Origin of the sequence: Streptomyces sp. NPDC088730 (genome assembly GCF_044751215.1) — a bacterium.
GTDB lineage: Bacteria > Actinomycetota > Actinomycetes > Streptomycetales > Streptomycetaceae > Streptomyces.
Genome location: NZ_JBIVLK010000001.1, coordinates 730,934 through 752,445, shown reverse-complemented (window position 1 = coordinate 752,445; position 21,512 = coordinate 730,934). Strand labels below are relative to the sequence as shown.

Genomic DNA, 21,512 nt, shown 5'->3' with positions numbered 1-21,512 from the left:
GCGAGGTCCATTGCCTCTCCTTCATCTTGTGTCACTCCAGACACTCCGCGCCGTTCTACCCAGGAAGTTGATCTTTCATGCAGGCTACATCAACTGCCTGTGTCACATGCATCACAGGGGGTGTGGGCTACTGGCCCATCAGCCACTTCTTGAAGCCGCTCCAGCGACCCGCTTTGCCGTTGGGCTGAGGCGCCGCGGGCGCGGGTGCGGCCGCGGCGGGCGATGCCTGGTAGCCAGTGGGCGGCGCCGTCGGCTCCGGTGCGGCCGCGGCGCGCGGGGTGGTCGCGCTGAACCGGACGGGCAGGGAGGCCAGGGCCCGGTTGAAGGGGCCGGGCCGCCAGGCGAGGCTGTCCGCGGGGACGGCGAGTTCGACGTCGGGCAGGGCGTTGAACAGCGTCTCCAGACCCGTCAGGGCGATCAGCCTGGCCGGCTCCTTCGACGGGCAGGCGTGCGGGCCCGCGCTCCAGGCGAGGTGACCGCGGGTGTCGGCACCGCGGTCCGCGAGCGCCGTGTTGGCGGCGCCGAAGGACACCAGCACCAGGTCACCGGCGCGCACCTTGTCGCCGGCCACGTCCGTGTCGACCACCGGGTAGTGGGGCGCGTAGTTGGACATCGGCGCATTGCGCCACAGCGTGTCGTCCACCGCCTTGTCGAACTGCCCCAGGCGCGCGAACTCCTCGTTGGTCAGCATCGTGTAGAAGGCGTTGCCGATCAGGTTGCCCTCCGGCTCGCCGCCCGCGCCGAGGAGCAGCACCAGCGTGTGCGCCAGTTCCTCGTCGTTCAGCTGCGCCGGATGCTGCATCAGGTAGGACGTGATGTCCTCCCCGGGCTGGGCGCGCTTGAGCGCCACCAGCTCGCTGACCGCTCCGAGCAGGACCTGGCTGGCCGCCTCGGCGTTGACTCCGTCGAACATGCCGGAGATGCCGAACAGCACCCGGTCACCGATCTCCGCCGGGCAGCCGAACAGCTCGTTGAACACGTAGAGCGGGAGCTGCTGGGCGTAGTCGCGGAGCAGGTCGGCGCTGCCGCGGACGCTGAACTGGTTGATCAGGAACTGGGCTGCCTGGCTGACGATCCGGCTCAGCCGCTTGTTGCTGACGCGGGCGAAGGAGTCGGTGATGGCCTGCCGCAGCCGCACGTGCTCGGCGCCGTCGGTGAACATCGCGTTCGGCCGGTAGGCCAGCAGCGGCAGGACCGGGCTGTCGGGGCGGACGCAGCCCTCAGCCAGTGCGCGCCAGCGGCGTGAGTCCTTGCGGAAGGTCGTCGAGTCCTGCAGCAGTTCCAGAGCCGCGTTGTAGTCGGTCACCAGCGTGGCCTCCACGCCGGGGGCGATGGTGACCGGAGCGGTGGGGCCGAGCTCGCGCATGTAGCGGTAGTACGCGTGCGGATTGGCAGCGAACTCCGCGCTGTCCAGGGGTATGCGCTGCCCGCTGCCGTGTGCGGGGCAGCCGGGCGGAGGTACAGAGGGGGTTGTCATGCGTGCTCCAGGTCGGCGCGCTCGTGCAGATAGCGGACCAAGGTGATCAGGGCGTCGACGGACGACTTCTCGTCGCGTGCGTCCATGGTGACGACGGGGGTGTCGGGCAGCAGGTCGAGTGCCTCCCGGACTTCCTCCGGGGTGTGGACCGTACTGCCGTCGAAGTGATTGATGGCCACGGCGAAGTCGAGGCCGTAGCTCTCGACCAGATCCATGACGTCGAAGGAGTCGGCCAGGCGCTCGGGGTCCACCAGGACCAGGGCGCCCAGCGCTCCGCGGGCCGTGTCGTCCCACAGGCTCACGAAGCGCTGCTGTCCGGGGGAGCCGAACAGATACAGAACGATGCGCTCGCTCAGCGTCAGCCGGCCGAAGTCCAGGGCGACGGTGGTGGTGGTCTTCCCCTGAACCCCCTTGAGGTCGTCGACGCGCTCCGAGAGCGTCGTCATCCGCTCCTCCGTGGACAGCGGCGTGATCTCGGAAAGCGAGCCGATCAGAGTGGTCTTGCCGACGGCGAAATGCCCGACGACCAGGATTTTCACTGCAGTCTGCTGCGCGCCGCCAGGCACGTAGGCATCCTCAGACAGAGAGAGCCTTGAGGCCATCGAGCACCTCCTTGAGCAAGGCCTTGTTGGTGGGACGGGCCGAGGGCACCGGCGCCCGGGTCACGAGATAGCCCCCCTCGGCGAGGGAACTGAGCAGCACCTTGACCACCCCGAGCGGCAGCTGGGAGTGTGCGGCGATCTCGGCGACCGAGAGGTAGCCGCTGGAGCACATCTCCAGGATCTGCAGCTCCTCGGGCGAGAGCCGCTGGGGACGCTGCTGCTGGTCGGTGGCCGTCGTAACGAGGGTGATGAGGGCGAACTCGTCCTCATCGGGCAGGTCACGGCCACGGGTGATGACGTAGGGCCGGACCAGTTCTCCGGCCTCGGACACGAACTCGGGCTCGGGCTCGGGACGGCCGGGTTCCGTCATGAGGTGACCGTGTCGCCGCGAAGGCCGGTCGACATCGCCTTGCCCAGCCGGCTGACCAACTGCTGCATCCGGTACGTGATGTCCTGCATGTCGACCTCGGCCGACGCCGCCACGGCAAGGTAGCTGCCGCCGCCCGCAGCGTTCAGGAACACCCAGCCCCCGTCGAACTCGATGAGGGTCTGCCGCCAGTTCGCTCCGTGCTCCCCGCAGAAGAAGCTGACGGCCCGGCTGAGCGACTGCAGACCGGAGACGGCGGCGGCCACCTTGTCGGCGTCGCCCCTGTCTATCTCCGCAGTACGGGACATCTGGAGGCCGTCGGCAGAAATCAGGACCGCGTGGAGAGCATGCGGAATCTGCAGCGCGTCCTCAAGCATCCAGGACAGGTCGTCGCTCACGGGGCATCGAATCCTTCGTGTGAATCGGCAGCGGTATCACCTTCGGCGGCCGGTACCCCCGCACCTCGGCCGCTGAGAGTGCCACGCTGGAACGCTCCCATGGCCGCCACCCGTGCCTCTGCTGACCGGGTCGGCGGCGCTTCGTCAGACCTGCGGCCGCCGTCCGGCACGAGCGCCATGCCGCGCTTGTTCCGTCGCCGGGGCAGCCCGCCCTCCGTCGCCGCGGGAGCCGAACCGCGGCTCGCGGCAGCGGCACTGACTTCTTGGGTGGACGTGGGCGTCTTGGGCTCGGGCATCTCGGTCAGCAACTCCTTCGGCACCATCACCACCGCGCGGACACCGCCGTAGGGAGAGGTGCTGTCGATGGCGACCGTGAATCCGAACCGCGCGCTCAGGGCACCGATCACCGCGAAACCGAACGCGGGAGGGTTGCCGAGCTCCGAAACGCTCACCGCGGACCCGCTGGACAGCAGAGCGGTGGCGTTCGTCCGTTCTTCCTCGCTCATGCCGACACCGGCGTCGTCGATCACGATGCAGATGCCCCGGGGCACCGTCCGCACCTCGACCTCGACCATGGTGGACGGCTCGGAGTAGCTGGTCGCGTTGTCGAGCAGCTCGGCCACCGTCAGCGCGATCGGTTCGACGGCACGGCTGGTCACCGCGAAATCGACCCGTGAGGCGATTTCGATGCGCTGGTAGTGCCGGATACGGCCCTGCGCTCCGCGGATCACGTCATAGACCGCCGCAGCCTCCCGCTGCCGGCCGAGCCATCCGCCGCACAGCACAGCAATGGACTGCGCACGCCGGTTGAATTGCGAGTTCATGTGGTCGATGTCCAGCATGTCCCGCAACACGGCAGAGTCGCCGTACTTCTTCTGCAGCCCTGAAATGGCCCGCTGCTGTTCCGCGGCGAGGCCTTGAAGGGTCCGCATGGCCGACTTCAGTACGTTGTTTGTGGCATCCTCCGCCTCTTCCTTGGCCTGGCGGACCACCTCGTCGTAGCCGCTGCGCAGCTCGATGACGGTGGACTCAAGGTCGGCGGCCCTGCCCTGCGATGCGGCCAGTTCACCTTGAGCGCCCTGCTTTTGACGACGTAGCGCCTTGATCTTTTTTCGCTGGCGGGTGATTACCGTGGCGGCGACAGCGACGCCGACGGCAAGCGCCCAGACTGTCGGATCCTGCCAAAAATTCGTCATGTGACTCTCTATTGAGCGGCTGGAGTCCAGCTCTCGAAATCTGTCCAAGCGGACCCTCGGCTGTGGGCAGACGTCACCGCCCGGAGAGCCCCCCTGGCTGTAGCCATGCCAAGGCGAAAGCTCACGTGGCATGTGCACGCGAGCGTATCACCAGACGATCATGAGGTTCTGTCAAGTCCGCCACGTCGTTGCCTCGTTAGGGGCAAATGCATGTTCATGTCAGTGAGGAAGGTGTGCCCGCGAAGTGGAGGTCCAAAGTCCGCGCAGCGCACACCATGCCGTTCAGTCGGCTGGCACCTGGGTTCTTGCAGCTCTGCGGCCCGTCTCGACTTGCAGCGGGCTGTCCCAGCGATACGGGGCAGGGCGGGTGTCGTCCGCCCAACGAGCGTTCTCAGGGCGCAAGATGACCGATTCGACAGCGGGCTACGGACAGCGACGCGAGCTGCGGCTCAGGGCATGTGACCGCAGCCTGACGGTCTCGGCTTCCTTGCCGCCGCAAAGCCGCGTGACGGGGAGACCGCCGCCACCTGGGCAGTCGGGGGCATGGCCGTCCGGATGCCCACCTACGCCCCACGGCCGTTTCTCGCAGCATGAGGTGCCCGTCCCCGTCCCCATCCCCGCCGCCACTCGTTATCCACCGCTGATGTGAAGGTGATGCCGCACCGGGCCGTCCGCTCCTCCGGCAACGGGGATGGGGACGGGGACGGGGACGGGCAACGGGCAACGGGCAACGGGCAAGCAGATCACCGCCATCCAACCGGCCTTGGCCCAGCTGCCGGAGAAGTATCGGAGCGGGCGCCGGACCCTGACGGACCCTGATCGGCCCAGAACGGCCCAGAACGGGATCTGGCGGGAGATCGTGCAGATCGCTCCCGGCCTGCCGGCCTGGATGCCGATGCTCGCCCCGACCGGCAAGGCCTGGCTTCGGGAGCCCCGCCGACTCCGGCTCCGCCTGTTCACCGCGACCGGACCGCTCGTGCCCACCGGCCGTCGGCGGACCATCACGACTTCGAGGTTAGTGAAACGTTAGGGAAACGTGAGCGAAAAATGAAACGGTGGCACTCCCCCAGTGGGGGAAGACAGCCCCTTTCGATTATGGCACGGGCGAGCTTTCGGGCGCGTCCGCAATCCAGGAAATGGAGTAGTCATGAAGAAGATCAAGGCGCTTGTGCGGAAGTTCAAGAAGGACGAGGACCTCGCCAACCACGCGTGGGTCCTGCACGTCATCTAGTACACCTTTCGCACACCTTCGTCGGTGAGGGAAGCGGCCACACCACTTCCCCCACCGACGCCCGAGCACTTCTCCGGCCCGTCCAGGGTCTGGCATTCCCCGCCGACTGCGGCGAATCCATTTGGTTGCCGTTCGATCGCCATTTGATGGAGGTGAGATTCTCGTGGAAGAATCGGCAGCGGCGCCGGATCGCGGCCATTCCATCGTGTACGCCCCACGAATTCAGGACCTACTGGCCAGGGAAGAGAAGGTCTTCCGGATCGACGCGACCACGGTCGGCGTCTCCCACTGCGACCTGATCGCCGACGTCGTCGCGGCGCGCCCCGTCCGGTCGGCGGAGCGCTCGGTCTACAAGCCGGCGGCCGGAGCCGACATCCCCCACGACAGCGCGACCCGGACGATCCGCGCTCTGGGGAAGGACGTCATGGAGGGCATCCGCACCCCGCCGCCTCCGGCACGCGGGCTGAACGGCCCCTGGCCCTACGCCGCCACCTCCTACCTGCGCCAATGGCTCTTCGCATCCGACCCGTTGCCGGTCTCCCTGCTGTCGAAACGCGGCATCACGCGCTCGCCCGCGCTCTCCCGGATCGTCGACCGCGCCGTCACCGTATGGCCGGAGCCCGGCGGTGCCGGGCACGGACGTACCGCGCTGGCCGAGCAGATCCGCAGCGCCTCCGACGCCCGGGAGCGCGGGCAGGCCATCGCCATGTACCGGCGCGCGACCGCCACCCTCTGCGACGGGGTGGCCGCGCTGACCGGCAACGCGCTGTGGCTCATGGGTCCGGCCGGACGGGAACAGCTCATGGGCCGGGCCGGACGGAAACAGCTCATGGATTCGGCCGGACGGGAACACGATGTGGCCGCCGCAGACCTCACGGCAGTCCTGTGGGAGACGCTGCGGCTGCTGCCGCCCGCGTGGATGCTGTACCGGACGGGCGGGGACGCTTACGCCGGACTGCACCCCGAGATCCGCCGCGAGGACAACGTCGCGCTGTTTCCGCTGCTGATGCACCGTCACCCGAATTACTGGTCGGAGCCGATGGACTTCCGGCCCGAGCGATGGACCGGGGTGCCGGATCCCGAGAAGACGCCCGCGTTCATGCCGTTCGGGTTCGACGGTGCGCGCTGCTGGGCCAAGCACCTCGTCGTACCCCTGGCCGAACGGCTGCTGACCGTCGCTCTCGACAACCGGCTGGCCGTTCGGGTCCCGAATCAGGAGACCCACGTCCCCCTGCGCTCCCTGCTGTCCGTGCGGTTCGACGCGCGATCCGGAGCGTGACGTCACCACCCCCGCCACCCGACCACCCAGACACCACGGGAACGCCATGGAATCGCCCACGCTGGCCGACTGGGTCGGTGACGTCGAGAGTTTCAGCAGCCACCAGTGGCAGCTCAAGCCCGCGGTCTTCACGCCGGGGACTCTGGCCTCACCCTTCGACCTCGACGAGTTGGACGCCGCCTTCGACTCGGGGCTGCTGCGGACCCCCTACCTGGAGATGGTCCGCTCCACCAAGGTCACCGTCCCGGCCGAGGCGTACACCACGTCACGCGTGGTCAACGGCACGACGCACCAGGGCTTCGCCGACCGCGCGAAGGTCGTCGGCCTCCTGCGCGACGGGGCGACGCTGCTCCTGCGCCGCGTCGACCAGTGGCACCGTCCCACAGCGGACCTGGCGGCCCGGCTGTCCGCCGAACTGGACCGGCGCGTGGAGGCGTTCTTCTTCGTCACCCCCGCCGAGGGCCAGGGCCTCGCGACCCACCGTGACGACGCCGACGTGTTCGCCCTCCAGGTGGCCGGACGCAAGACCTGGTACGTCCACAGCGCGCCGACGACAGCGGACTGGTCGCTGGGCGAACTCCCGGACGAGGAGGAGTCCCCCCAACTCCTGCGCCGCGTCCTCGAACCCGGCGACGTGCTCTACATCCCGCGCGGCTTCGCCCACCGCGCGGTGGGCGAGGCCGGACTCTCGGCCCACCTGTCCCTGACGATCCGGGACATCTCCCTGGGGGACCTGGCGGCAGCGCTGCAACAGTGCCTCACCGAGGGCGTGGACATCCCCGCACGCCCGCTGGGAGAAGCCGCGATCACGGACGCCTGCGCCACCCTGCTCAGCCACGCCCGTACGAAGCTCGCCACGATCGCCCCGGAAGACCTGCGCCTCGCCGCACGGGCGGCGCAGACACGGCACCCGGCCGATCCACCCCGCCAGGAGACGTTCGCCGCGACGGCCCGGGACTGGGACTCGACCGCCCCCACCGCCAAGCGCGCCGGACTGGCCTCCGCCCTACGCACCTGGCACCGCCTGCGCGACGGGGGACGCAGCACCAGTTGACACGAAGCGACGACGTCCGGCCCGGAGACCGTGCACCAGGGCCGGCCGAGTGCGTCGACGGCCTTCACGATCAGGGCACCGGCTTCGGCCCACCGAACGCGAGACCGTGAGTCACCTGGACCACATGCTGAAGCGGCAGCGTCCCGACCGTGGATAACCACGCCCGTTGATACCGAAAGCAGATGCCAAAGGCCCCCAACCATGATCGGTTGGGGGCCTTCGTACTGGTGGGCGCGGGCAGTTTCGAACTGCCGACATCTGCTTTGTAAGAGCTTCTTTCCGCAGGTCAGAGGGTTTTCGGGTGTTCCCGAGACCTTCCGAGAACTCCGGATAGGCCAACCCGTGATCCTCTCGGAGACGCTCCGAGAACCACCGAGGACCACCGGGCAGGGATTGTGGACCCTGAGTGGACTTCAGCCGACGAGGGGTCACGACACCACCCGGAGTCCACGTTCACCGCCGAGAGCAGCACGCACGCTTTCCCGCGCACCCTCGGACTCGTGGGTGTACACCCATGTCACCCTGCCACCACGCTCCTGGCCGAGGACGGACTGTGCGTCCTTCTCCGGCACGCCAGCATCGTGCAGCCGGGTGGTGACCTTGTGCCGGTAGTCGTAGACCCGCGGCCACCACTCGGTACGCCCGGTAACGGGGTCCTTCACCTGGCGGGCGACACCGGCCTGCTGAGTCGCCCTCCGCCACGGCCGCGACAGATTGTTGACGTTGAGCGCACCTCCGCGCGGGCCCCGGAACAGCAACTCCTCCAAGTGCAGTCCGCTGCCATCACCAATCGCGGACCGGGTACGTGCCGGCGTCCACTTGTCCCGCATGAAGCAGACAGCCCCCCACGCGGCATCGGTGAGGGGTACCGTGCGGAATCCGGCGCTTGTCTTCGGCGCTGCTTGCCGGATCAGCCTCCCCTCGTCCAAGACGAGGATCTCCTTGATGTGCACGACCCGCTCGCCTTCGTCCACACAGTGCCAGCGGAGGCCCGCGTACTCCCCCGGCCGTAGCCCGGTTTCGTGTGCGAAGTCCCGCAGGATCACCTGGTAGTACGCGGGCAGAGCTGCGTGGATGAGGGCGTACTGCGCAGCTGTCGGGGGCTTGAGGTCCTCGGGGTGCTTTTGCGGGCGCGGCGCGGTGACGGTGAGATTGAGCGCCGGGCTCACGGCGATGCGCTCCCCGTCCTTGACCGCGGCATCAAGGAGCGCGGTGAGGACTTCCTTGGTCTTCTTCTGGCTCTCGTACCCGGGGACCTTCGCGGTCAGCCACCGTTGGAGCTCCATGTACTCCAGGTCGACGAGGCGGTACCCGCCCCACTGCGGCTCGATGTACTTTCGCCAGATTCCGAGCTTCCGGTTGTTCGTGGTGAGGCGGCCCTTCTTCGCCTCGACCTCCCAGAAGATCTCCCACCACGTGTCGAGCCGGACCTTGCCGCGGGCCGGGTCGCGGTAGCGACGCTGCCGCACCTCGGTCCGCGTCTGGTCGAGGAACGCGTCGGCGTCTGCCTTCTTCTTGAAGTTACGGGCCTTCTGCGCCCCGGTGGGGTCCCGGTACCGGGACTGCCAGGATCCAACGCAGTCGCGCCGGTGCTTCCGCTCGCCGTGTTCGGCTGGGGGGTATGCCTCGATGCACTCGGCACAGCCGCACGTCTTGCTGCGCATCTGTCGCGGGTTGTTGGCTGCTCTACGCGCCATGGGTCACCGCCTGCTCTCCCGTTCTCTGCTGAGGGATGCGGGGGGTCAGATCAAGTTCATCCCCGCAGTAGCAGACTGCACCGAACCGGAGCTGCTGCACTGCCAGTTCGGCGAGAACCGCCCGTGCGGCGATGACAGCGTGTGCACGGTCGAGACCGGGCGGGAGAGCGATCGTCTGGGTAGCCGGGTCGAACACCGGGCAGGAGCCGATCGGAGCGAAGCGGACGCGAATGCACATGCGGACCCCCGTGTACGCAGGCGGATGGGAACCTGCGGTCGATGAGGGGAGGGCATCGGCCGTGCGAACGACCGTACCCCCGGATGGTGGAATATGCGAATACCATTACGCATGTTGACGGTGCGTCATGCGCATGGAGTGACGGAGTCCATTTAGAGGAGACTCACGACAGCGCGGAACGGTTGTGCTCGTTCAGCGCACGAAGCTGGATCTCCTGCAATTCCTGCTGTTCGGCAGTGAGACCCCGGAAGAGCTCAAGCAGGCGATCCTCCGCGGCTGGGCTGAGCGGGCCGGGCGCCTTGCGGCCGGCGGCAGCGAAGAGTACGTCTTCGGTGTACTTCGGGTACGCCTTCGCGATGGCGCGGATGGCGTCAGGGCGCGGGCTGCGCTTGCGGTGCACCCAGGTGTTGACGGTGGAGATGGACACGCCGACAGCTGCCGCGATCTGGCTGTCGTTCACGCCGTACTCGTCTTTCAGGCGTGCGAGCAGCTGCGCGAGGTCTTCGGTGGGGGTCGCATCCTCGTTGTCCACGGCCTCAAGATTGCCCGCGACCTCTACTTTTCGCAAGTAAAAGTAGAAGCATGGCGCGTATTGACGCAGCGCGTAACCTCCCCGTCACGCGCCCGCGCACTGGCATATGACTACACCATAGAACACTCATTCGATTCCCGCAGTCGCTCGGAACTTCTCGGGGGTTCTCGTTGACAGTGTCACGACTGTGACTGTAAAACTGTCACAGCACCTCACACCGAGGGACTCACCCGCATCAACCAGCACGAGGTACCCATGCCAAAGCTGCTCCGCAAGGGCGAAGGCCAGCCACTCCGCGCCGAAATGGCACGACAGGGACTGACCCTCGACGAACTCGCCGAGAAGACCAAGACGGTCGATCCGGACGGACGCGGAGTCAGCCCGGCCACGATCGGCCGACTCACCGGCAGGGGACGCACCGCGCGGGACCGATGCGAACTGCACACGGCATGGCTCATCACCGAAGGGCTCGACGCCCGGATGCACCGCCTGTTCAGCATGTCCACACATTCGACCGCGACAGTAGAAAGGTCAAGCCCCGATGCCGAAGAAGAGTGAGCGCCTCACCGCCCTCCCCGCCGGCCTTGTGCCGCTTCTGAGCCAGCGCGAGATCGAGACGTACTACGGCGTCTCCGACTGGCAGATCCTCCAGTGGATCAAGCAGGGAATGCCCGTCGCCCCGTTCGCCGGCCGTCAGCGCCGGTTCGACATCGGCGACGTCCGCAAGTGGATGGCCGCGCAGGACACGGACTCCAAGCACCTCGTCGCCGTCTGACCCACCACGCACAACGGGGCCGCCCCGGACGGATCAGGTCCGGACGACCCCTCGGCACCTCACCCACTCAGAGAAGCGAGGACACCGTGAACGACAACTCTACCCAGCCGAACACCGCCCAGCGGAACAGCTACATGGCCGCGCTCTCCCTGGCCGAGCAGATGATCAGCGAGTCGCAGACGCTGCCGACCGAATTCACGATCACTTCGCAGCCGTGGTCGCCGACGGAGCCCCGGCTGTCCTTCTACTTCCACGACGACGTCCAGGGGCTGCGGCTGTTCCGCGATGACCAGATGCTGGCCGAGCGCATGGAGACGCGTGAGGACGGCTCGGTGTACATCGAGGCGGCCCGCGACGACGTCCGCGGTGTGCGGGTGGTGGCGTGGACGCTGACCTCCGTGGCCAGCAGCCCGGTGCGGCCGGACGGCCACGGCATGGAGGTCGTGACGCTGGCCGAGGCGGTGTCCCTGATGGGCGCCCTGCCGATGCCGACGGGGTCTCCCGAGGATCCGCACGATTCCCCGCTGCACCACGACTACGCGACGACCCGTGACCTGCCTGCGCAGCGCGACGGGCGGTGGACCGCATGAAGTGCGACGAGCCCCTGAGCCTGCCGGGCGAGGACTACTCCTACCGGGACTGCCAGCTGGAGCTGGGCCACGCCGGGGACCACGACTACCTCGGCCAGAAGTTCCCCCGCCCGGTGCCGGGCGAGGGGCTGGACCCGGAGATCGCCAATCTGATCGACCAGGCTGCGGGACGCCGGGCCTACGACCTCCACGAACGACAGTGGCCGATCGTCGTTGAGGTCACCACCGTCTACGTCATCAAGGCGCCGGGCGGGACCGAAGACGAAGCCCTCAAGTACTGGGCCGACGGCGGCGACTACCCCGACCTTGACGGCGAGCAGGCGATCGACGGCAGCTTCGACATCCGCCGCGTCGACTACTTCGAGCGCAGCGCCTTGGCGCCCACGTCCCCGTTCGGTCCGGTCATCGCGTGCCCCGGCTGTAACGCGCAGGCCATGCGACGCGAGTGGTTTCACGACCCGTTCCGGAAGTGCCACGGCCCGATCGAGTGGCGCGAGAACGTCCACGCCCGGACACCCCGCTACCGCTACAGCCGCGAGTTCAAGGCCACCCCCGTGGCTCGGCAGCAGGTGACCGCATGAGCGCCGCTGATCGTCTCGCCCTGTTGCGGCGCGCGATCCGGGACTACCCGGGCGACTGGACGACGCGCATGGTGCAGCAGCTGTACCGGGCGCACGGGTACGCCGCCCCGTACCGGCGAACCGCGAAGGGCGACCTTGTCGCGCTGCACCGGCAGGGGCTTCTGCTCCTCGACGACACCGACCCCAGCCGCCGGTGCTACCGCCTCAACCGGATCACACCGTGATCGGGCCCCAGCTGGTTGCCGCGCTGACCGCATCCGCCCTGCTCTGGGCCCTCATCCTCACCGCCGCAGGAGTCACCACATGACCGACACCGCACAGGCCGGGCCCACCGTCCTCGGCTGGTTCGAGCCCGGCACCACCGAGTGGCACGCCGCCCGCGCGGCCGGCATCGGCGGGTCCGAGATCGCCGCCGTCCTCGGGATCAGCCCGTACGAGAGCAGGTTCAGCCTCTGGCACCGGAAGCAGGGGCTCCTCGCCCCGGTGGAGGAGTCCGAGGAGATGTACTGGGGGAAGGTCCACGAACCCGCCATCTGCGCCCGGTTCGCGGAGCTCCACCCCGAGTGGACCCTGATGGGTTCCCCGACGTACGCGGCTGCTGGCCGCCCGTGGCAGGTCGCGAACCCGGACCGGGAACTGTGGGACCCCAGCGCACCGCCGTTCGCGGACCCGTCCGAGCTGCTGGAGGCGAAGACCGCCCGCGACGACCACGGCTGGGGCAAGCCCGGCACCGAGGACATCCCCGTGCACTACCGGGCTCAGTGCCTCTGGTACCTGGACGTCCTCCGGCTCAGCCGCTGCCACGTCGCCGTGCTCATCGCGGGGTCGGAGTACCGCGAGTACGTCATCGAGTACGACGCCACCGAGACCGCGCTGATGCGGGACGCCGGGGCCGAGTTCATGCGCACCGTCCGCGAGCACGAGCGCCCCGACATCGACGGCCACACCGCGACCTATCAGGCGATCAAGGCCCTGCCCGAGGGCCAGGACGACATCGACATCGAGGTCAGCGCCGAGCGCCGTGACCGGTACTTCGCCGCCCTCGACAACGCCAAGGCCGCCGACGAGGAGAAGCGGGCCGCTGCCGGCCAGCTCCTCGACGAGATCGGCACCGGCCGGCGGGCGGTGTGCGAGCGCCGCATCATCGCGACCCGCACCGTCCGCGACGGCCGGACCCACTCCCTTCAGCCCGCCCGGAACCGGAGCACCTCATGACCGAGAACACCATCACCAGCGCCATCGCCGTGCGGGACACCGGCCCGGCTGCGCAGATCGAGGCGTACCGCGACGAGTACGCCGCCCTGGTCCCGTCGCACATCAACGCCGACCAGTGGGTGCGCCTGGCCGTCGGCGCAATCCGCGGCAACCAGGACTTGGAGCAGGCCGCCCGCAACGACGTCGGCGTGTTCTTGCGGGAACTGAAGACCGCGGCCCGACTGGGGCTGGAGCCGGGCACCGAGCAGTTCTACCTGACCCCGCGGAAGTCGAAGGCTCACGGCGGCCGAAAGATCATCAAGGGGATCGTCGGCTATCAGGGGATCGTCGAGCTGATTTACCGGGCCGGGGCCGTGTCCTCCGTCATCGTCGAAGTGGTCCGCACTGACGACACGTTCCGGTACGTCATCGGCCGCGATGGCAAGCCCGTCCACGAGATCGACTGGTTCGGCCCCGACCGCGGCGACATGGTCGGCGTGTACGCCTACGCCGTCATGAAGGACGGCGCGACATCGAAGGTGGTCGTCCTCAACCGCCAGCAGGTCGCTGCGATCCGCGCGAAGTCCGATTCGAAGAACTCCGAGTACTCCCCGTGGAACACGAACCCCGAATCCATGTGGCTGAAGTCCGCGGTCCGGCAGCTCATGAAGTGGGTGCCCACCTCGGCCGAGTACAAGCGGGAGCAGCTGCGGGCGCAGGCCGAGGTCGCCGCCGAGCAGCCGCCTGCCAGTGAGCTGCCGCCCATGCCGACCGTCGACCTCGCGGACGAGGACGAGGCGATCGACGGCGAAATCGTCGACGAGGAGGCGTGATCATGTTCGTCACTCGATCCCGGTACGACGCCCTGCACGCCCGGTACGAGGGAGTTCTCAACCAGCGGGACACCGCTCGTAGGGACGTCGCAGCGTACCGAGCGGCCTTGCACCAGGCCGCTGACCAAAGCTCCACCCGCGTCGGCCTGGCCCGGATTCGGGATGCGGTCCGATACGGAGGGCGTATCGATCGCCTGTGCCGTGCGGTCGCCGCGCTCCGTACGGAGAACGCGAAGCTGCGCCGCACCGTGGCCCGTCTTCAGGCCGGGTACGACAGTGCGACCGGCCTCGACTCCCCGGCGCTGGACCTGGGTGCGCACTGGCAGGAACGCCGCTCCGACAAGCCTCGGCCGAAGGCGGTGGAGTCGTGAAGCTTCGCCGCCGCCCGACCCCGGCCGTCCCCGTCGCCACGTTCGACCTGTCGACCCTCGCCCCCGGCACCCGCTGGCTGGTCTGTGAGACCACCACGTGCGCCCACCTCACCCGCCGCCACACCCCGGCCGGCACCGGCTACCGCTGCACCACCTGCGGAATCCTGAAGGGGGACTCATGAGCAACGCGCCCGACACCCTGCCCCCGGTCGACGACTGGCGGAAGAAAGCAGCCTGCGACGCCACCACCACGGACCTGTTCTTCCCGGTCGGTGAAGGCCCGCTCGCGCAGCAGCAGACCGCCAACGCCAAGCGGATCTGCCACACCTGCCCCGTCATGAACACGTGCCTCCGATGGGCGCTCAACGAGCACCAGGACGTGGGCGTGTGGGGCGGTCTCGACGAGCGGGAACGGCAGAAGATCCACCGCCGTCGTCTCAGCCACAACACACCGGCCAAGCCCCCGCGCACCCCGGAATCGATCCTGGCCGAGCGGTCCGTGACAGTGACTGGCGGACACATCACCTGGTCCGGCAGTAGCCCGGTCTCCTTCCACGGGTGGGACTTCACTCCGGCACAGCTGGCCTGGTTCGTCGCACACAAGGTGCGCCCGGCCGGGCACCTGCGGGCGAGCTGCGGACACCCGGGGTGCATCGCTGCCGAGCACCGCTACGAGACCGCCGCCCGCGTCAACACGCAGCAGCCCGCCACCGCGTAGCGCTCCCGGCCCGGGGCCGCCGCGCCCCGGGCCCACCACCCGGGAGACACGGGGCTTGCGCACGCGGCACCGACCCGCAAACGCCTAGTTGCATCCCCCACTCACCAGCTGCCAGAGACCACGATCCACCGCACAACCGGACCCGTACGGAAGAAGGACCGCGTGAGCCACGAGGCAGTCACCTGGGCCATGGACGACGCGCCCATGCTGCTCACCGACAAGGGCAAGCCCGACACCACTGCCCGCGGTGTGCTCCAGGCCCTCGCCGAACACGCCCACAAGGACGGCAGCAACGCCCATCCGTCCGTGCTCCGTCTTCAGTATCGCACCGGCTACGACCGGCGCACGGTCCAACGGGCGCTCCGCCGTAACGAGGCGGGCGGACTCATTGCGGCAACCGGCGAAACGAACGGGCGAACGGTCTGGAAGCTGGCCCTGCACCTGAAGCGGCCGGCCTCGGACTGGGCAGATCTGGAGCGTGCCGAGGAAGGTGAGCGGCAGGCTGCGGCCGAACGGAAGCGCCGGTCTCGCTCGAAGGCTGTCACGCACTCTGCGTCCGTGACTGTCACGGATTCTGCGTCCGTGACAGATGAGGGTGTCACGCACTCTGCGTCCGTCGGTCACGCACTTCAAGTGCGTGACGTCACGCACTCTGCGTCCGGACGTCACGCACTCAATGCCGCCCTAACCACCAATCAACCACCAGTAGAACCACCAGCAACCCATGGGGCTGGGGTGAGTACGTCCCCTGCGGGTCCCAGCGAGCCGCTGCCGAACGCCCCGATCGATGACGACGCCTTCGCTCTCACCGACGCAATGCGCCGCTGGGCCCTGAGCACCTTCGGGCCCGCCCTCGACATCGACCACGAGACCGCCCTCTTCATCGACCACTACCGGGCCAACGGGCAGCACCGCACCAACTGGGCCGCCGAGTGGCAGAAGTGGATCCGCCGCCAGGCCAAGTGGACCGCCGAGCGTGCCGCCCGCCCCGGCAGCAACGTCGTCCACCTCCCGACCGGCCGCACCCTCACCGGCACCGACGCCCGCGTCGCCGGATGGGCCGCACTCACCGCCGAACTCACCGCCGAACTCGAAGCCAAGGAGCAGCAGCGATGAACACCGCAGAGGCCGGCCGCCTCCTCATGCACGCCGCGGCCTTCGACAACCGGCAGCCGTCCGCCGCAGCAGCCGAAGCCTGGGCCGCCGCCCTCGCCAGCATGCCGTTCGACCAGGACACCCTGGCCGCCGTTGCCCGCTACTACGCCACACCCCCCGCCCGGCCCGGCGACCGGCTGTGGATCCAGCCCCACGACATCCGCACCCACCGCGCCGCGATCCGTAACGACCGTCTCACCGGGTTCGTGTACGAGCCGCAGCCCGACGACGACAACCCCGCCGCGTACCTGCGGAACCTGCGCCAGCAGCGCGCCCTCGTCGCCGGAGGACACCGCCCCGCCGAGGTCCGCCCCGCGCTCCCGCCCGCCGACTCCGACCGGCTGAAGAACGAACTCGTCCTCGTCGGCCGCATCGTCCCCGGCGACGACGAGGACGAGCCGGGCGCCAGCCCCCTGTCCGTGGCCTGCCCTCAGTGCCTGTCCCGTCTCGGCCAGCACTGCGTCAAGGCCGGACACCCCATCACCACCCCGCACGCCGCCCGGACCCGCGTTGCGAACGGCGAGCCCGCATTCGACCCCAACGCCCATCAGGCAGCCGAGGACCGGCGCGCCGCCGCCGCGGCCTACCTCGCCCGCCTCACCGACGACGAACGTGCCGAGCTCGCCGCGTTCAAGCAGCAGCTGAACGCCTCATGAGCGCCGCCCCCCGGCCGTACAACCTCGGCCGGCCCCGGAACCCGGCCCTGAACGTGCCGTGCCCGCACTGCCACGCCACCACCGGTACGCCGTGCACCATCCCCGCCACCGGCCGCCGACTCCCCGAGCCGCACCCTTCCCGCACCGAGCAGGAGGCAGCCGCATGAACCCGTTCCCGCCGGCCGCCGCGGCGATCGTGGCCGCCGCGATCGACGACTACCGCCTCATCACCCCGCCCGAGCAGCAGACCCCGGCCGGGCTCACCGACCGCATCGGCCAGTACCTCATCAGCTCCGGCTACATGGTCGGGCCCGACGTGCGGGAGGCCGCGTGACGACCCCCTGCTGCCGCGTCTGCGGCCGGGTCCTCCGCTCGGAGCGATGGCGGGTCCGCGGTATCGGCCCCGTCTGTGCCCGCCGCGTCGGCGACCGGCCACTACCGCGCATCCCGACCCCAACCCCCGACCACCACGTCGACGGGCAGGCCGAACTGCCCCTCGTCCACCACCAGCCCAGCCTCTGGAGCCTCTGATGACCCAGCCGCTCGAAGCCCGCTGTGATCACTGCAAGCAGACCCGGCCCCTGTTCCTCTACGAGCCGGACCACGACTTCCACCTCACCGGCATCACCTGCGAGTGGTGCGCCCGCGACAAGCAGCCCCTGCTCTGCGGCCGCTGCTTCAGTGCCGAAACGCTCCGCGAGGAAAACGACCCCGGCCACCCCGACGACAACGCCATGGCCGAGTTCTTCGTCCGGGCCGCAGAGAACAACGGCCGGATCCTCGCCCGCGAGGAAGCCCAGGCCGCCGCCGACAGGGCCGCCTGCGAGGGCATCGCGGCCGTCACCCAGCAGACCAACACCCCGGGAGCCACCGATGCCTGACCGCCCCGCCCGCTTCCCCGCACTGGCTGTCGCCTGCCCGTCCTGCGGCAGTACCCCCGACCAGCTCTGCACCAGCCACGGAGGGACCCGTACCCGCCGGCACGACGTCCACCAGGCCCGCACCGCCGCGTACAACGCACAGACCAGGAGCACCCAGTGACCGCACTACGCACCTTCAGCTTCGGCGGGGGGTGGCAGTCCATGGCCGCGCTCGTCCTTGCCGCACAAGGAGGCATCGACTACCGCACCTTCCTCTTCGCCAACGTCGGTAACGACAGCGAGAACCCGGGCACGCTGGCCTACTTCACAGAACACGCCGCGCCCTACGCCGCAGCGCACGGCCTCGACCTGATCGAGCTGGAGCGCGAGACGAAGAACGGCACCGAAACGATCCGCCAGCGCATCATCGACAGCGACGGCAGCCGCCAGACCATCCCCATCTTTCTGTCCAACGGCAAGCCCGGCTCCCGGGTCTGCACCAAGGAATTCAAGATCGACGTAACCGGGGCCTGGCTTCAGCACCACGGCGCCACCCCCGAGAACAAGGCCACCGTCGGCATGGGCATCAGCGTCGATGAAGTCCAGCGCGCCAACCCGAACAAGGCCATGCCCTACGAAGTCCTGGACTACCCGCTCCTGGACCTCCGCATCCGCCGAGCCGACTGCCCCGGCATCATCCGCGGCGCCGGACTGCCCATGCCGCCGAAGTCGTCCTGCGACTTCTGCCCCCACCGCAAGGTCCCCGAGTGGCAGGCGATGTTCGAGCACGAGCCTGAGCGCTGGGCCAACGCCTGCGAGGTGGAGGACACCCTCAACCGCAGGAACGAACGCATGGGCCGCGAGCCCGTCTATCTCACCCCGGTTGGCCGGCCGCTGCGTGACCTGTTCAAGGCCGGAACACAGTTGCCGCTGCTCGATGAGACGGACAGCTGTGACAACGGCTGGTGCATGACGTGACACAGCAGTACGCCCCGGCCGGGTGATAGCCGGCCGGGGCGCCCACTCAGCATCCCAGAACGGAGACGACCATGGCGAATGACCACCCGATTGCAGATCCGCAGCAGTACGCCGCAAGGTTCGAAGCCAGGGTGCGACGCACAGACACCTGCTGGATATGGACAGGTGCCATTGACGGGTACGGCTACGGAAAGCTGAAGAGCAACGGCCGTGGCATCCGAGCACACCGGCTGGCGCACGAGCTCTTTATTGGGGTGATCCCTGAGGGCCTGCACGTTGATCACCTCTGCCACAACTCGGACGAGGACTGTGCGGGCGGCGATAGCTGCCAGCACCGGCGCTGCGTGAATCCTGCGCACCTTGAGGCCGTCACGCACCGAGCCAACCTTCTCCGCGGCAAGACGATCGTGGCTGCCGCCGCCCGGAAGACCCACTGCCCCAAGGGCCACCCCTACGACGAGGCCAACACAGTCGTCCAGGGGGACGGAGCACGCAGGTGCCGCACCTGCCGACTGACAGCTGAACGGGGCCGGGGCAAGAGGGATCGGAATCGGCACGATGTGCCGGCCTCCGTCATGCGCCTGATTCAGGAGCACTTCCCGGATCAAGACGTCGCGTCGGTCCTGGACCGCGCCGTTCGATCTCTTGCACATGAGTGCGCCAACCGCCCCGCTGCGTAACCATCCGCGACCACCGAGGAGACCCACATGCCCGACACCACGCCCTCTCGCCCGGCCATGACGATGCGGGAGATCCGTGACCGCCTCGGCCACACCCGGCCCGACACCACACCCACCACGCCCGCCGTCTGGTCCGAGGGCGACCCGCTGCACCAGGCCCTCGCCGCCGCCGTGTGGGAGCAGTGCCGCACGGAGAACACCATCGTCGTGGACGACCCGCGCAGCATCGCGGCCGTCGCCGCCGCGGCGGCCCGGCTGGTCCTCGGCACCACCGACCAGCAGCCCGCCGTGGACCCGGCCGACGACCTGCCCGCCCCGTGCAAGGGCTGCGGCGAGCCGTGGCACAAGCGGCACACCTGCACCACCGACCAGCCGGACACCGCACCCACCGACCGCCGGGCCCGGTACGCCGCCGCGATCCGCGACGAGGTCCGGCTCCGACTCGGCACCAACGCCCTCGCCCTGGCCGAGCGCGGACAGCCCGTGCAGATGAACTACAGCGAGGCGGACACGGGGGCCGCCGCCGTCATGGCCGTCGCGGACGCCGAACAGCAGGAGCTGCGGTACGAGGTGGAGGGGCTGCGTGCCGAACTCTCCCGCCGGGCCCCGCTGCTCGCGTACCACGTGACCGAGAACATGCGCCTGCGGGACGAGGTGGGGCGGCTGCCCGTCGACCGGGCCGCCGTGCTCCGCGAGGGTGCGGACGCGCACGGCGGGGAGTCCTGGCCCCGACTCGCCCCCGCGATCGAGCAGCTGGCCCACCGCGCCGAGCAGGCCGAGGCCGCCGTCGAAGGCGTGCGGGCGCTCGCCACCGTCTGGGACGACGCCCCCGACCCGCTCGCCCAGGCCATGGCCCGCGACCTCCGCACCACCCTCGACCAGCCGTAGCCCCATCGCCGTCTGACCCGGCCGCCCGGACCCCACCCGGGCGGCCACCCCCGCACCCCTGTCCCGCGCCACACCGCAAGGAGCCACCCGTGAGCACTGCCGCCGCCGACCTCCGCCTGATCGCCCTCGCCTGGCCCGACTTGAACGACGCGCTCGGCATGCCCGCCGCAGTGGGCGGCTTCGGCCGCGGCCTCCGCTCGTACATGACCCTCCTCGACGAGCACGACACCGACGCCGCCGCCGAGCTGCGGGCGCTGGAGCGCGACCCGGCCCAGCTCGGCCAGCGGCCCATCCCGATCCGGCTCCAGGTGTACGGCGTCATGCGCAGCGTCGAAGCCGCGCTCACCGGGTGCGCTGCCGCAATTGCCGAGCACGTCCAACGCGCCCCCATCTCCATGCCGGCGCCGCGCCGCGCCGCGGTCGCGAAGACCCGAGCCGAGCGCCTGGTGTGGGGGGACCACGCACGCCGCGTTCAGGCCGCCCAGGACGACGCCGCAGACCCCCGCCGGTGGAGGTGGACCGGAGCGCAGCCCAGCGCCCCGTACGCCGCGCTGTGGCTCCTCGGACGGGTTCAGGGCAGCCCCGGCCCGTTCCGCCCGCTGGAGGCCGCACAGCAGCAGCACATTGCCCGCGTCGCAGCCGAGGCCCGGCGGCGGGTCGAGCAGGTACTCGACACCGGGGCCGAGACCGTCGACCTGTCCGTGCCGTGCCCCAGCTGCGGCGGCGTGATCCGGGTGTACGGCGGGGCCGGCGCGTCCCCGCTCGCCAACTGCTCGCAGTGCGGCGGCATCTGGACCGAGCACGGGGTCATAGCGGCGTAGCCCCTTGCGCATCACACCCTGGGTGGGATACGTTCTCCCCGTGAACGCGATCCCCTGGCGGGACCGGGTCCGCGGGGAGGACGAGCTGGTGGAACAGCTCCAACACCTCGTGTCCGAATCCGCCAAACGAAGAGCGCTCGCCCTGCTCGACGGCGTAGCCGAACTCGGAACCGTGGCCAACGTGGCACGCGATCTCGGGAAGAGCTGGAACGCCATCGACAAGGCGATCAAGAAGAACGGGCCGAGCACCAGCCCGACAACCGAATAGAAGCAGGGCCGGACGACAGCTCCCGGGTGGTGGAACACCCGAGGCGCGCGCGTCGCCCGACCCCAGACCGAAA

The 21,512-nt window shown here is 69.3% G+C and carries 33 protein-coding genes and 1 pseudogene; 25 read left to right on the top strand and 9 right to left on the bottom strand.

All coding sequences use genetic code 11. The features are described 5' to 3' along the window. Positions 1-127: 127 nt before the first annotated feature. From ACIP89_RS03400 to ACIP89_RS03380, 5 genes are read right to left on the bottom strand one after another with little or no spacing between them, the layout of a single operon-like run. Positions 128-1,477 (bottom strand): cytochrome P450, encoded by a 1,350-nt coding sequence (locus tag ACIP89_RS03400; protein ID WP_401921261.1) that lies wholly within the window; start codon positions 1,475-1,477, stop codon positions 128-130. Next, positions 1,474-2,079 (bottom strand): GTP-binding protein, encoded by a 606-nt coding sequence (locus tag ACIP89_RS03395; RefSeq protein WP_401921262.1) that lies wholly within the window; start codon positions 2,077-2,079, stop codon positions 1,474-1,476. The genes ACIP89_RS03400 and ACIP89_RS03395 overlap by 4 nt, the downstream gene beginning before the upstream one ends. Beyond that, on the bottom strand, positions 2,054-2,449 hold the full coding sequence (locus ACIP89_RS03390) for a DUF742 domain-containing protein (RefSeq protein WP_401921264.1): 396 nt from the start codon (positions 2,447-2,449) through the stop codon (positions 2,054-2,056). The genes ACIP89_RS03395 and ACIP89_RS03390 overlap by 26 nt, the downstream gene beginning before the upstream one ends. Next, positions 2,446-2,844: a roadblock/LC7 domain-containing protein gene (locus ACIP89_RS03385; RefSeq protein WP_018552722.1), complete on the bottom strand. Its 399-nt coding sequence runs from the start codon at positions 2,842-2,844 to the stop codon at positions 2,446-2,448. The genes ACIP89_RS03390 and ACIP89_RS03385 overlap by 4 nt, the downstream gene beginning before the upstream one ends. After that, entirely contained in the window at positions 2,841-4,040 is a 1,200-nt protein-coding gene (locus ACIP89_RS03380; protein WP_402112744.1) for an ATP-binding protein, read from the bottom strand. The genes ACIP89_RS03385 and ACIP89_RS03380 overlap by 4 nt, the downstream gene beginning before the upstream one ends. Before the next feature lie 1,394 nt (positions 4,041-5,434). Between ACIP89_RS03380 and ACIP89_RS03375 the strand changes: the two genes are divergently transcribed. Further along, positions 5,435-6,550, top strand: a complete 1,116-nt coding sequence (locus ACIP89_RS03375; protein WP_402112741.1) for a cytochrome P450 — start codon at positions 5,435-5,437, stop codon at positions 6,548-6,550. 46 nt (positions 6,551-6,596) lie between these two features. After that, positions 6,597-7,604: a JmjC domain-containing protein gene (locus ACIP89_RS03370; protein ID WP_402112738.1), complete on the top strand. Its 1,008-nt coding sequence runs from the start codon at positions 6,597-6,599 to the stop codon at positions 7,602-7,604. A 428-nt stretch (positions 7,605-8,032) separates the two neighbouring features. Here the strand turns inward: ACIP89_RS03370 and ACIP89_RS03365 are convergent, their stop codons facing one another. Then, positions 8,033-9,301, bottom strand: a complete 1,269-nt coding sequence (locus tag ACIP89_RS03365; protein ID WP_402112735.1) for a tyrosine-type recombinase/integrase — start codon at positions 9,299-9,301, stop codon at positions 8,033-8,035. A gap of 401 nt (positions 9,302-9,702) precedes the next feature. Beyond that, complete coding sequence (locus tag ACIP89_RS03360; protein WP_402112732.1) at positions 9,703-10,071, bottom strand: helix-turn-helix domain-containing protein; 369 nt, start codon at positions 10,069-10,071, stop codon at positions 9,703-9,705. A gap of 255 nt (positions 10,072-10,326) precedes the next feature. Between ACIP89_RS03360 and ACIP89_RS03355 the strand changes: the two genes are divergently transcribed. The 18 genes and pseudogenes from ACIP89_RS03355 (at position 10,327) to ACIP89_RS03270 (ending at position 17,985) form a co-directional block, all read left to right on the top strand. Further along, the gene (locus tag ACIP89_RS03355) at positions 10,327-10,629 is read left to right on the top strand and encodes an XRE family transcriptional regulator (protein ID WP_402112729.1); all 303 of its coding nucleotides are present in this window, start codon (positions 10,327-10,329) and stop codon (positions 10,627-10,629) included. Further along, a complete protein-coding gene (locus tag ACIP89_RS03350) occupies positions 10,613-10,846 on the top strand; it encodes a hypothetical protein (protein WP_402112726.1) in 234 nt (77 codons plus the stop codon). Before ACIP89_RS03355 ends, ACIP89_RS03350 begins: the two co-directional genes overlap by 17 nt. 86 nt (positions 10,847-10,932) lie before the next feature. Beyond that, positions 10,933-11,436, top strand: coding sequence for a hypothetical protein (locus ACIP89_RS03345; RefSeq protein WP_402112724.1), 504 nt, complete (start codon positions 10,933-10,935; stop codon positions 11,434-11,436). After that, positions 11,433-12,017, top strand: coding sequence for a hypothetical protein (locus tag ACIP89_RS03340; protein WP_402112721.1), 585 nt, complete (start codon positions 11,433-11,435; stop codon positions 12,015-12,017). The genes ACIP89_RS03345 and ACIP89_RS03340 overlap by 4 nt, the downstream gene beginning before the upstream one ends. Beyond that, positions 12,014-12,241, top strand: a complete 228-nt coding sequence (locus ACIP89_RS03335; RefSeq protein WP_402112718.1) for a hypothetical protein — start codon at positions 12,014-12,016, stop codon at positions 12,239-12,241. Before ACIP89_RS03340 ends, ACIP89_RS03335 begins: the two co-directional genes overlap by 4 nt. Before the next feature lie 79 nt (positions 12,242-12,320). Next, positions 12,321-13,232 carry a YqaJ viral recombinase family protein gene (locus ACIP89_RS03330; protein ID WP_402112716.1) on the top strand — a complete coding sequence of 304 codons (912 nt, stop codon included), beginning with the start codon at positions 12,321-12,323 and terminating at the stop codon, positions 13,230-13,232. Continuing rightward, on the top strand, positions 13,229-14,044 hold the full coding sequence (locus tag ACIP89_RS03325) for a recombinase RecT (RefSeq protein WP_402112713.1): 816 nt from the start codon (positions 13,229-13,231) through the stop codon (positions 14,042-14,044). The genes ACIP89_RS03330 and ACIP89_RS03325 overlap by 4 nt, the downstream gene beginning before the upstream one ends. 2 nt (positions 14,045-14,046) lie before the next feature. Continuing rightward, positions 14,047-14,415, top strand: coding sequence for a hypothetical protein (locus ACIP89_RS03320; protein WP_402112711.1), 369 nt, complete (start codon positions 14,047-14,049; stop codon positions 14,413-14,415). Then, positions 14,412-14,597, top strand: a complete 186-nt coding sequence (locus tag ACIP89_RS03315; RefSeq protein ID WP_402112709.1) for a hypothetical protein — start codon at positions 14,412-14,414, stop codon at positions 14,595-14,597. Before ACIP89_RS03320 ends, ACIP89_RS03315 begins: the two co-directional genes overlap by 4 nt. Beyond that, on the top strand, positions 14,594-15,133 hold the full coding sequence (locus tag ACIP89_RS03310; RefSeq protein ID WP_402112707.1) for a WhiB family transcriptional regulator: 540 nt from the start codon (positions 14,594-14,596) through the stop codon (positions 15,131-15,133). Before ACIP89_RS03315 ends, ACIP89_RS03310 begins: the two co-directional genes overlap by 4 nt. A 189-nt stretch (positions 15,134-15,322) precedes the next feature. Beyond that, positions 15,323-15,490: pseudogene (locus ACIP89_RS03305) on the top strand (helix-turn-helix domain-containing protein); the annotation flags it as partial. A 378-nt stretch (positions 15,491-15,868) separates the two neighbouring features. Further along, the gene (locus tag ACIP89_RS03300; protein ID WP_402113511.1) at positions 15,869-16,249 is read left to right on the top strand and encodes a hypothetical protein; all 381 of its coding nucleotides are present in this window, start codon (positions 15,869-15,871) and stop codon (positions 16,247-16,249) included. Beyond that, on the top strand, positions 16,246-16,944 hold the full coding sequence (locus tag ACIP89_RS03295) for a hypothetical protein (RefSeq protein ID WP_402112705.1): 699 nt from the start codon (positions 16,246-16,248) through the stop codon (positions 16,942-16,944). The genes ACIP89_RS03300 and ACIP89_RS03295 overlap by 4 nt, the downstream gene beginning before the upstream one ends. After that, a complete protein-coding gene (locus ACIP89_RS03290) occupies positions 16,941-17,111 on the top strand; it encodes a hypothetical protein (RefSeq protein WP_402112704.1) in 171 nt (56 codons plus the stop codon). Before ACIP89_RS03295 ends, ACIP89_RS03290 begins: the two co-directional genes overlap by 4 nt. Beyond that, on the top strand, positions 17,108-17,278 hold the full coding sequence (locus tag ACIP89_RS03285; protein WP_402112701.1) for a hypothetical protein: 171 nt from the start codon (positions 17,108-17,110) through the stop codon (positions 17,276-17,278). Before ACIP89_RS03290 ends, ACIP89_RS03285 begins: the two co-directional genes overlap by 4 nt. Continuing rightward, the gene (locus ACIP89_RS03280) at positions 17,275-17,475 is read left to right on the top strand and encodes a DUF6011 domain-containing protein (RefSeq protein WP_402112698.1); all 201 of its coding nucleotides are present in this window, start codon (positions 17,275-17,277) and stop codon (positions 17,473-17,475) included. The genes ACIP89_RS03285 and ACIP89_RS03280 overlap by 4 nt, the downstream gene beginning before the upstream one ends. Continuing rightward, positions 17,475-17,825 carry a hypothetical protein gene (locus ACIP89_RS03275; RefSeq protein ID WP_402112696.1) on the top strand — a complete coding sequence of 117 codons (351 nt, stop codon included), beginning with the start codon at positions 17,475-17,477 and terminating at the stop codon, positions 17,823-17,825. The genes ACIP89_RS03280 and ACIP89_RS03275 overlap by 1 nt, the downstream gene beginning before the upstream one ends. Further along, positions 17,818-17,985, top strand: a complete 168-nt coding sequence (locus ACIP89_RS03270) for a hypothetical protein (protein ID WP_402112693.1) — start codon at positions 17,818-17,820, stop codon at positions 17,983-17,985. Before ACIP89_RS03275 ends, ACIP89_RS03270 begins: the two co-directional genes overlap by 8 nt. A gap of 5 nt (positions 17,986-17,990) precedes the next feature. On the opposite strand, the gene ACIP89_RS03265 is transcribed toward ACIP89_RS03270, so the two are convergent. Beyond that, positions 17,991-18,350: a hypothetical protein gene (locus ACIP89_RS03265; RefSeq protein WP_402112691.1), complete on the bottom strand. Its 360-nt coding sequence runs from the start codon at positions 18,348-18,350 to the stop codon at positions 17,991-17,993. A gap of 101 nt (positions 18,351-18,451) precedes the next feature. After that, a complete protein-coding gene (locus tag ACIP89_RS03260) occupies positions 18,452-18,658 on the bottom strand; it encodes a CxxxxCH/CxxCH domain-containing protein (protein WP_402112688.1) in 207 nt (68 codons plus the stop codon). On the opposite strand from ACIP89_RS03260, the gene ACIP89_RS03255 reads away from it, so the two are divergent. The 5 genes from ACIP89_RS03255 to ACIP89_RS03235 all read left to right on the top strand — a co-directional run bounded on the left by ACIP89_RS03255 (position 18,657) and on the right by ACIP89_RS03235 (position 21,439). Next, positions 18,657-18,782, top strand: coding sequence for a hypothetical protein (locus tag ACIP89_RS03255; protein WP_402112687.1), 126 nt, complete (start codon positions 18,657-18,659; stop codon positions 18,780-18,782). The two genes, ACIP89_RS03260 and ACIP89_RS03255, sit on opposite strands and share 2 nt — an antisense overlap. Positions 18,783-18,853: 71 nt before the next feature. Beyond that, positions 18,854-19,462: an HNH endonuclease signature motif containing protein gene (locus tag ACIP89_RS03250; RefSeq protein WP_402112685.1), complete on the top strand. Its 609-nt coding sequence runs from the start codon at positions 18,854-18,856 to the stop codon at positions 19,460-19,462. 27 nt (positions 19,463-19,489) lie between these two features. Next, positions 19,490-20,350 carry a hypothetical protein gene (locus ACIP89_RS03245; RefSeq protein ID WP_402112683.1) on the top strand — a complete coding sequence of 287 codons (861 nt, stop codon included), beginning with the start codon at positions 19,490-19,492 and terminating at the stop codon, positions 20,348-20,350. 89 nt (positions 20,351-20,439) lie between these two features. Next, entirely contained in the window at positions 20,440-21,171 is a 732-nt protein-coding gene (locus tag ACIP89_RS03240; RefSeq protein ID WP_402112682.1) for a hypothetical protein, read from the top strand. A gap of 40 nt (positions 21,172-21,211) precedes the next feature. Further along, the gene (locus ACIP89_RS03235) at positions 21,212-21,439 is read left to right on the top strand and encodes a hypothetical protein (RefSeq protein WP_402112680.1); all 228 of its coding nucleotides are present in this window, start codon (positions 21,212-21,214) and stop codon (positions 21,437-21,439) included. Positions 21,440-21,512 lie beyond the last annotated feature (73 nt).

Bases quoted from the DNA above. Each gene is read 5' to 3' on its own strand.
- ACIP89_RS03400 (WP_401921261.1), bottom strand. From the start codon at position 1,477: ATGACAACCCCCTCTGTACCTCCGCCCGGCTGCCCCGCACACGGCAGC.
- ACIP89_RS03395 (WP_401921262.1), bottom strand. From the start codon at position 2,079: ATGGCCTCAAGGCTCTCTCTGTCTGAGGATGCCTACGTGCCTGGCGGC.
- ACIP89_RS03390 (WP_401921264.1), bottom strand. From the start codon at position 2,449: ATGACGGAACCCGGCCGTCCCGAGCCCGAGCCCGAGTTCGTGTCCGAG.
- ACIP89_RS03380 (WP_402112744.1), bottom strand. From the start codon at position 4,040: ATGACGAATTTTTGGCAGGATCCGACAGTCTGGGCGCTTGCCGTCGGC.
- ACIP89_RS03370 (WP_402112738.1), top strand. From the start codon at position 6,597: ATGGAATCGCCCACGCTGGCCGACTGGGTCGGTGACGTCGAGAGTTTC.
- ACIP89_RS03365 (WP_402112735.1), bottom strand. From the start codon at position 9,301: ATGGCGCGTAGAGCAGCCAACAACCCGCGACAGATGCGCAGCAAGACG.
- ACIP89_RS03355 (WP_402112729.1), top strand. From the start codon at position 10,327: ATGCCAAAGCTGCTCCGCAAGGGCGAAGGCCAGCCACTCCGCGCCGAA.
- ACIP89_RS03350 (WP_402112726.1), top strand. From the start codon at position 10,613: ATGCCGAAGAAGAGTGAGCGCCTCACCGCCCTCCCCGCCGGCCTTGTG.
- ACIP89_RS03340 (WP_402112721.1), top strand. From the start codon at position 11,433: ATGAAGTGCGACGAGCCCCTGAGCCTGCCGGGCGAGGACTACTCCTAC.
- ACIP89_RS03335 (WP_402112718.1), top strand. From the start codon at position 12,014: ATGAGCGCCGCTGATCGTCTCGCCCTGTTGCGGCGCGCGATCCGGGAC.
- ACIP89_RS03330 (WP_402112716.1), top strand. From the start codon at position 12,321: ATGACCGACACCGCACAGGCCGGGCCCACCGTCCTCGGCTGGTTCGAG.
- ACIP89_RS03325 (WP_402112713.1), top strand. From the start codon at position 13,229: ATGACCGAGAACACCATCACCAGCGCCATCGCCGTGCGGGACACCGGC.
- ACIP89_RS03320 (WP_402112711.1), top strand. From the start codon at position 14,047: ATGTTCGTCACTCGATCCCGGTACGACGCCCTGCACGCCCGGTACGAG.
- ACIP89_RS03310 (WP_402112707.1), top strand. From the start codon at position 14,594: ATGAGCAACGCGCCCGACACCCTGCCCCCGGTCGACGACTGGCGGAAG.
- ACIP89_RS03295 (WP_402112705.1), top strand. From the start codon at position 16,246: ATGAACACCGCAGAGGCCGGCCGCCTCCTCATGCACGCCGCGGCCTTC.
- ACIP89_RS03290 (WP_402112704.1), top strand. From the start codon at position 16,941: ATGAGCGCCGCCCCCCGGCCGTACAACCTCGGCCGGCCCCGGAACCCG.
- ACIP89_RS03285 (WP_402112701.1), top strand. From the start codon at position 17,108: ATGAACCCGTTCCCGCCGGCCGCCGCGGCGATCGTGGCCGCCGCGATC.
- ACIP89_RS03275 (WP_402112696.1), top strand. From the start codon at position 17,475: ATGACCCAGCCGCTCGAAGCCCGCTGTGATCACTGCAAGCAGACCCGG.
- ACIP89_RS03270 (WP_402112693.1), top strand. From the start codon at position 17,818: ATGCCTGACCGCCCCGCCCGCTTCCCCGCACTGGCTGTCGCCTGCCCG.
- ACIP89_RS03255 (WP_402112687.1), top strand. From the start codon at position 18,657: ATGGGCCGCGAGCCCGTCTATCTCACCCCGGTTGGCCGGCCGCTGCGT.
- ACIP89_RS03260 (WP_402112688.1), bottom strand. From the start codon at position 18,658: ATGCGTTCGTTCCTGCGGTTGAGGGTGTCCTCCACCTCGCAGGCGTTG.
- ACIP89_RS03250 (WP_402112685.1), top strand. From the start codon at position 18,854: ATGGCGAATGACCACCCGATTGCAGATCCGCAGCAGTACGCCGCAAGG.
- ACIP89_RS03245 (WP_402112683.1), top strand. From the start codon at position 19,490: ATGCCCGACACCACGCCCTCTCGCCCGGCCATGACGATGCGGGAGATC.